6 protein-coding genes are annotated in these 6,630 nt (G+C 69.8%); 5 read left to right on the plus strand and 1 reads right to left on the minus strand.

Annotated elements, in window-relative coordinates:
• Nucleotides 1-7: 7 nt before the first annotated feature.
• Entirely contained in the window at nucleotides 8-676 is a 669-nt protein-coding gene (locus A5696_RS26745) for a hypothetical protein (RefSeq protein ID WP_067884377.1), read from the minus strand.
• A 235-nt stretch (nucleotides 677-911) separates the two neighbouring features.
• Here A5696_RS26745 and A5696_RS26750 point away from each other — a divergent pair, with 235 nt between their 5' ends.
• The 5 genes from A5696_RS26750 to A5696_RS26770 all read left to right on the plus strand — a co-directional run.
• Nucleotides 912-2,528 (plus strand): ABC transporter substrate-binding protein, encoded by a 1,617-nt coding sequence (locus A5696_RS26750; RefSeq protein ID WP_067884379.1) that lies wholly within the window; start codon nucleotides 912-914, stop codon nucleotides 2,526-2,528.
• 1 nt (nucleotide 2,529) lies between these two features.
• A complete protein-coding gene (locus tag A5696_RS26755; protein WP_067884383.1) occupies nucleotides 2,530-3,456 on the plus strand; it encodes an ABC transporter permease in 927 nt (308 codons plus the stop codon).
• Nucleotides 3,449-4,324 (plus strand): ABC transporter permease, encoded by an 876-nt coding sequence (locus A5696_RS26760; protein WP_067884385.1) that lies wholly within the window; start codon nucleotides 3,449-3,451, stop codon nucleotides 4,322-4,324. The genes A5696_RS26755 and A5696_RS26760 overlap by 8 nt, the downstream gene beginning before the upstream one ends.
• Complete coding sequence (locus tag A5696_RS26765) at nucleotides 4,321-5,919, plus strand: ABC transporter ATP-binding protein (protein ID WP_067884387.1); 1,599 nt, start codon at nucleotides 4,321-4,323, stop codon at nucleotides 5,917-5,919. The genes A5696_RS26760 and A5696_RS26765 overlap by 4 nt, the downstream gene beginning before the upstream one ends.
• Nucleotides 5,920-5,953: 34 nt before the next feature.
• The coding region (locus A5696_RS26770; protein ID WP_067884390.1) for an oxidoreductase at nucleotides 5,954-6,630 on the plus strand (677 nt) is incomplete at its 3' end.

Here is a 6,630-nt window from a genome sequence, read left to right on the forward strand (position 1 = left end):
CGCGCGGTCAGGAACCGGCCGGCGCCAGGCAGTAGACGCGGGCCGGCGAGGGATAGACGATCGTCTTATCGCCGGGCGGGCAGCGCGTCGTGTCCGTGCTGCCGTCGATGCGCTGCACAACCATGGTTTGCGACGGCTGCGGCTCTCCGCAGTCGCCGGGCCGCATTGTCAGGTTCCCGGCGCCGCTGGCCGGCTGGTAACACTGACCCTGCCTGAGGTTGAGCGCGAAGCACAGCAGCGTGACCCCATCGGTGTACCGGCTGTAAACGGAGTCACCGCGTTTGCCGTCCGGGCAGGCCTCGCCACCACCTTTGAAGGCGAGTTCGTAGATGTTGGCCCGGTTGGCACAGTCGTTTCCCGGATTGGAACTGAAACGCATTGTGAGAAAGGCGGTTTGGTCGACGCACTCACCCACCCGGATGGACTTGTCGGTGTCGAACGGGCTCCGGAAGTGTGGTCGCAGCAGAATTCCGGCGATTCCCAGTGCACCCGCTGCCAGCAGCACGGCACCGGTGACGATCAGCGTGTTGCCCGACTTCAAGGGTTGGCGCGGCCGTCCCGGGGCCGCTCGACTGCGTGAGCGTGACCCGATCAACAGACAGGCGAATCCGATCGCGATAATCACGAACATCGCCGCCAGATACCCGACCTGAACGCCGACGTCCTGCGCTGTCACAGCGCAATCCTAGTCACGGCGAGCGCCACGTTCGGCCATCGGCGCCGGAGGCTTTAGGTCGTTTGGTGACGGCCCGCTGCGCCCGGCTGCGCCGCGCTTGCGACCGTCACTAGGTCTGTTGGTGACGGCCCGCTGCGCCCGGCTGCGCCGCGCTTGCGACCGTCACTAGGTCTGTTGGTGACGGCCCGCTGCGCCCGGCTGCGCCGCGCTTGCGACCGTCACTAGGGTCGCTGGCATGCGTCGGATGCGGGCCGCGCTGGCCGTGATCGCCGCCGGGATGCTGGCGGCCGGGTCCCTGGGCGGCTGCGGTGGCGGCGTCCTGACTCCCGATCTGGTGCTGGTCAACGGCGGGGAACCGCCCTACCCGCTGGTTCCCACCAGCACCAACGACAGCAACGGCGGGCGGATCATCGACCGGCTCTTCGCCGGCCTGGTGTCCTATGACGCCGCGGGGCACCCGGCAAACGAGGTGGCCCAGTCGATCGAGACCACCGACAACGTCAACTATCGCGTGGTCCTCAAGCCCGGCTGGAAATTCACCGATGGCTCGCCGGTGACGGCCCACTCGTTCGTCGACGCGTGGAACTACGGCGCCCTGAGCTCCAATGCCCAACTGCAGCAAAGCTTTTTCAGCCCGATCGACGGGTTCGACGAAGTGGCCGGGCGTGATGCCAAGCGCACCACCATGTCCGGGCTGCGGGTGGTCAACGATCTCGAGTTCACCGTGCGCCTGACGGCGCCGACAATCGACTTCGTGTTGCGGCTGGGCCACAGCGCGTTCTACCCGCTGCCGGACGCCGCATTCCGCGACATGGCCGCCTTCGGCCGCAACCCTTTTGGCAACGGCCCGTACCAGCTCGCGGGCGGTCCCGACGGGCCGGCCTGGGAGCACAACGTCAAGATCGACCTGCGGCCCAATCCCGGCTACCACGGCAACCGGACACCGCGCAACAAGGGCTTGCGGTTCGAGTTCTACGCGAACCTCGACACCGCCTACGCCGACCTCCTGTCCGGGAATCTCGATGTGCTGGACACGCTTCCGCCGAGCGCGCTGCCGGTCTACAAACGCGACCTCGGTGACAACGTGACCAGCGGCCCGGTGGCGGTCAAGCACAGCCTCGACACCCCGCTGCGGCTGCCGCACTTCGGCGGCGAGGAAGGGCGCCTGCGCCGGCTTGCGCTGTCGGCCGCCGTCAACCGCGAGCAGATCTGCCAGCGGATCTTCCTGGGCACCCGCACGCCGTCGCGTGATTTCACCGCCCGGTCGTTGCCGGGCTTCGACCCGAACCTGCCGGGCAACGACGTGTTGAACTTCGATCCCGATCGCGCGCGGCAACTCTGGGCGCAAGCCAACGCGATCTCGGGGTGGGCCGGCCAGTACGCTATCGCCTACAACGCCGACGCCGGTAATCAGGAATGGGTGGACGCGGTGGCCAACAGCATCAAGAACGTGCTGGGAATCGACGCCGTCGGCGCGCCGCAGCCGACCTTCGCCGGCTTTCGCACCCAGATCACCAACCGCACCATCGCGACAGCGTTCCGCGCCGCGTGGCAGGGCGACTATCCGTCCATGATCGAATTCCTCGCCCCGCTGTTCGCCACCGGCGCGGGCTCCAACGACGTCGGCTACGCGAACCCCGACTTCGACGCGGCGCTGGCGGCCGCCGAGGCCGCGCCGACCATTGCGCAGTCGGACGACCTGGTCAACGCCGCGCAGCGAATCCTGTTCCACGACATGCCCGTCGTGCCCCTGTGGGACAACATCGGCGTGGTGGGCTGGTCGGCGGAGGTCAGGGACGTGCACGTCACCTGGAACGGCCTGCCCGACTACGAGAACATCGTGAAGGCCTGAGATGGGCTGGTACATCGCGCGGCGGATCGCCGTCATGGTGCCGGTCTTCCTCGGCGCCACCCTGCTGATCTACGGCATGGTGTTCCTGCTGCCCGGCGATCCGGTGGCGGCGATGGCCGGGGACCGGCCGCTCACTCCCGCGGTGGCGGCCGCGCTGCGCGCGCGCTACCACCTCGACGATCCGTTCGCTGTGCAGTACCTGCGCTACCTGGGCGGCATCCTGCGCGGCGACTTGGGGCGCTCCTATTCCGGGTTGGCGGTCAGTGCCGTTCTGGCCCATGCCTTTCCGGTGACCCTGCGGCTGGCGCTGATCGCGGTGGCGGTGGAGACGGTGTTCGGGATCGGCTTCGGGGTGGTCGCGGGCCTGCGCGAGGGCGGAGTTTTCGATTCGACGGTGCTGATCGCCGGCCTAGTCATCATCGCGATCCCGATATTCGTCCTGGGCTTCGTGGCGCAATTCGTGTTCGGTGTGCGGCTGGGAATCGCGCCCGTCACGGTGGGCGAGCGGGCGACCTTCGGGCGGTTGCTGCTGCCCGGAATCGTCTTGGGCGCGGTGTCGTTCGCGTACGTGGTGCGGTTGACCCGGTCCGCGGTGGCCGCCAACGCGCACACCGACTATGTCCGGACCGCCACCGCCAAGGGGTTGTCGCGGCGCCGGGTCGTGACGGTGCACATCCTGCGGAACTCGCTGATCCCCGTGGTGACGTTCCTCGGCGCCGACCTCGGGTCGCTGATGGGCGGGGCCATCGTGACGGAAGGCATCTTCAACATCCACGGCGTCGGCGGCGTCCTGTATCAGGCCGTCACCCGGCAGGAGGCGCCGACGGTGGTGTCGATAGTGACGGTGCTGGTGGTCATCTACCTGATCACCAACCTGGCGGTGGACCTGCTGTACGCCGCCCTCGATCCCCGGATCCGCTATGGCTGAACGCAGCCCCGATCGCCACGGCTTCTGGCGCGACACCTGGCGCGGGCTGCGGCGGCGCCCGAAGTTCATCGTCGCCGCCGCGCTGATCGCGCTCATCGTTGCCGTCGCCCTGTTCCCGGCGTCGTTCACCGGCATCGATCCCGGCTACGCCGATCCGGGCCAGAGCCTGCTGCCCCCGTCGGCCGCGCACTGGTTCGGCACCGACCTGCAAGGCCACGACATCTACGCGCGAACGGTTTACGGGGCGCGGGCCTCGGTCATCGTCGGTCTCGGCGCCACCCTGCTGGTGTTCGCGGTGGGCGGCGCCCTGGGCGCGTTGGCCGGCTTCTACGGGGGCTGGATCGACGCCGTCGTCTCGCGCATCACCGACGTGTTCTTCGGCTTGCCCCTGCTGCTGGCGGCCATCGTGATCATGGGCGTCATGCACCACCGCAGGGTGTGGACCGTGGTGGTCATCCTGGCCTTGTTCGGCTGGCCGCAGGTGGCCAGGGTCGCCCGCGGCGCGGTGCTCGAGGCGCGGGCCGGCGACTATGTGCTTGCGGCGAAGGCGTTGGGAATGAGCAACTTTCAAACGCTGATTCGGCACGTGCTGCCCAACGCCCTGGGTCCGGTCTTCGCGGTGTGCACCCTGGCCTTCGGCGTGTTCATCGTCACCGAGGCATCGCTGTCCTACCTTGGCGTCGGCCTACCGGCGTCGGTGGTGTCCTGGGGCGGCGACATCAATCTGGCGCAGAGCCGCCTGCGGTCGGGCTCGCCCATCCTGTTCTATCCGGCCGGCGCGCTGGCCATTACGGTGCTCGCCTTCATGATGATGGGCGACGCCCTGCGTGACGCGTTGGACCCGGCCTCGCGGGGGCGGCGCGCATGAATCCCGGCGAGCCGCTGCTGTCGGTCGAGGGCCTCGAGGTCAGTTTCGGGGATCGGGCCGTGGTGTGTGGCGTGGATCTGACGGTGCGGCGCGGTCAGACCGTCGCGGTGGTCGGCGAATCCGGGTCCGGGAAATCCACCACGGCCGCCGCGATCCTCGGGCTGCTGCCACCCGGCGGACGAATCTCGGCCGGTCGCATCGTCTTCGACGGGCTCGACATCACCGCTGCTGACCGCCGGGTGCTGCGGTCGATCAGGGGCCGCGACATCGGCTACGTCCCGCAGGATCCGATGACCAACCTCAACCCGGTCTGGAAGGTGGGGTTTCAGGTCCGGGAAGCGTTGCGGACCAACGCTTCTGGTCGCGATGCGCGACGGCGCGCGCTCGAGCTGCTCGCCGAGGCGGGCATGCCGGATCCCGTGCGGCAGGCCGCCAAGTATCCCCATCAGCTTTCCGGCGGCATGTGTCAACGCGCGCTGATCGCGATCGGCTTGGCCGGACGGCCGAAGCTGCTCATCGCCGACGAGCCGACGTCGGCGCTTGACGTCACGGTCCAGCGGCGGGTGCTGGACCACCTCCAGGGGCTTACCGCGGAACTCGGGACCGCGTTGCTGCTGATCACCCACGACCTGGCGTTGGCCGCTGAGCGGGCGGAGACCGTGGTGGTCGTCCATCGGGGCCTGGTGGTGGAAACCGTTGCGGCGCAATCGATTCTACGGGAGCCGCGCCACGAATACACCCAGCGCCTGGTGGCGGCCGCGCCGTCGCTGACTCCCCGGACCCGGGCGCACATCCCGACTCGGCCCACCGACGATCTTCTGGCCGCCTCCGAGCTCACCAAGGTCTACCGGGAGTCACGCGGGGCGCCGTGGCGGCACACGGAATTTCGCGCGGTCGACGCCGTGTCGTTCCGCGTGCGTCGGGCGAGCACGTTGGCAATCGCCGGGGAGTCGGGCTCGGGCAAATCGACGCTGGCGCGGATGGTGCTGGGCCTGTTGCCGCCCACCTCGGGCACCGTGGTGTTCGACGGGACCGACATCAACGACAAGCTGGGCCGCGAGAGGGCTTTGGCGTTTCGCCGGCGGGTACAGCCGGTGTTCCAGAACCCTTACAGCAGTTTGGATCCCAGGTATTCGGTGTTTCGTGCCGTCGAGGAGCCGTTGCGGATCCATCGGGTGGGCGACCGCAAGCAGCGCGAACGGGCGGTGCGCGAGCTCCTCGACCAGGTGGCTCTGCCATCGTCTGTGTCGGCGCGGCTGCCCCGCGAACTCTCGGGCGGCCAACGGCAACGTGTCGCCATCGCCCGGGCGCTGGCGCTGCGGCCCGAGGTCCTGGTGTGCGACGAGGCGGTGTCGGCGCTCGACGTGCTCGTGCAGGCGCAGATACTGGACCTCCTGGCGGAGCTGCAATCCGAACTGGGCCTGACCTACCTGTTCATCAGCCACGACCTGGCGGTGATCCGGCAGATCGCCGACGATGTCCTCGTGATGCGCGCGGGCCGGGTGGTCGAGCGGGCCCCCACCGAGGAGCTGTTCACCCGGCCGCGCCACGAGTACACGCGCCGGTTGTTGGAGGCGATTCCCCGCCCGTCCTGAGGCCTTGGGCGGGGCCCCGATAGGTTGGCACGTTGTGACCGCTGACCCGCTGGCCTCGCTGATGGAGCTGTCCGGCGTCGCCGAGGCCAGCGACCGGGCCCGCGACGCGCTGGGGCGCGCACACCGCCATCCGGCCAACCTGCGCCGCTGGCCGGTGACCGCGGCCGAGGCGGCGCTGCGGGCGGCGCGCGCGTCGTCGGTGCTCGACGGCGGTCCGGTCCGGCTGGACGACCTGGCTGAGGCCGGCCAGATCCGTGACCCGGTGTTCGGCGGGGCGCTGCGGGTGGCCCAGGCGCTGGAAGGCGGGGGTGGGCCCCTGATCGGGATCTGGCAACGGGCGCCGTTACAGGCGCTGGCCCGCCTGCACGTGCTCGCGGCGGCCGACCTGGCCGACGACGATCGGCTCGGTCGCCCGCGAACCGACGCGGAGGTGGGCACCCGCCTGGCGCTGCTGGCACGGCTGGTGGCCGGCGGGACCCGCGCTCCGGCGCCGGTGGTGGCCGCCGTCGCACACGGCGAGTTGCTGACGCTCGGGCCGTTCGGCAGCGCGGACGGCGTCGTGGCCCGCGCGGTTTCGCGGCTGGTGACGATCGCCAGCGGACTGGATCCCCACGGGTTGGGCGTGCCCGAGGTGAATTGGATGCGCCGGCCCGCCGACTACCGCGATGCCGCGCGGGGGTTCGCCGACGGCACGCCGAGCGGGGCGTGCAT

It is taken from the genome of Mycobacterium sp. E2699 (assembly GCF_001666745.1).
Classification (GTDB): domain Bacteria; phylum Actinomycetota; class Actinomycetes; order Mycobacteriales; family Mycobacteriaceae; genus Mycobacterium.

Bases quoted from the DNA above. Each gene is read 5' to 3' on its own strand.
- A5696_RS26750 (WP_067884379.1), top strand. From the start codon at position 912: ATGCGTCGGATGCGGGCCGCGCTGGCCGTGATCGCCGCCGGGATGCTG.
- A5696_RS26755 (WP_067884383.1), top strand. From the start codon at position 2,530: ATGGGCTGGTACATCGCGCGGCGGATCGCCGTCATGGTGCCGGTCTTC.
- A5696_RS26760 (WP_067884385.1), top strand. From the start codon at position 3,449: ATGGCTGAACGCAGCCCCGATCGCCACGGCTTCTGGCGCGACACCTGG.
- A5696_RS26765 (WP_067884387.1), top strand. From the start codon at position 4,321: ATGAATCCCGGCGAGCCGCTGCTGTCGGTCGAGGGCCTCGAGGTCAGT.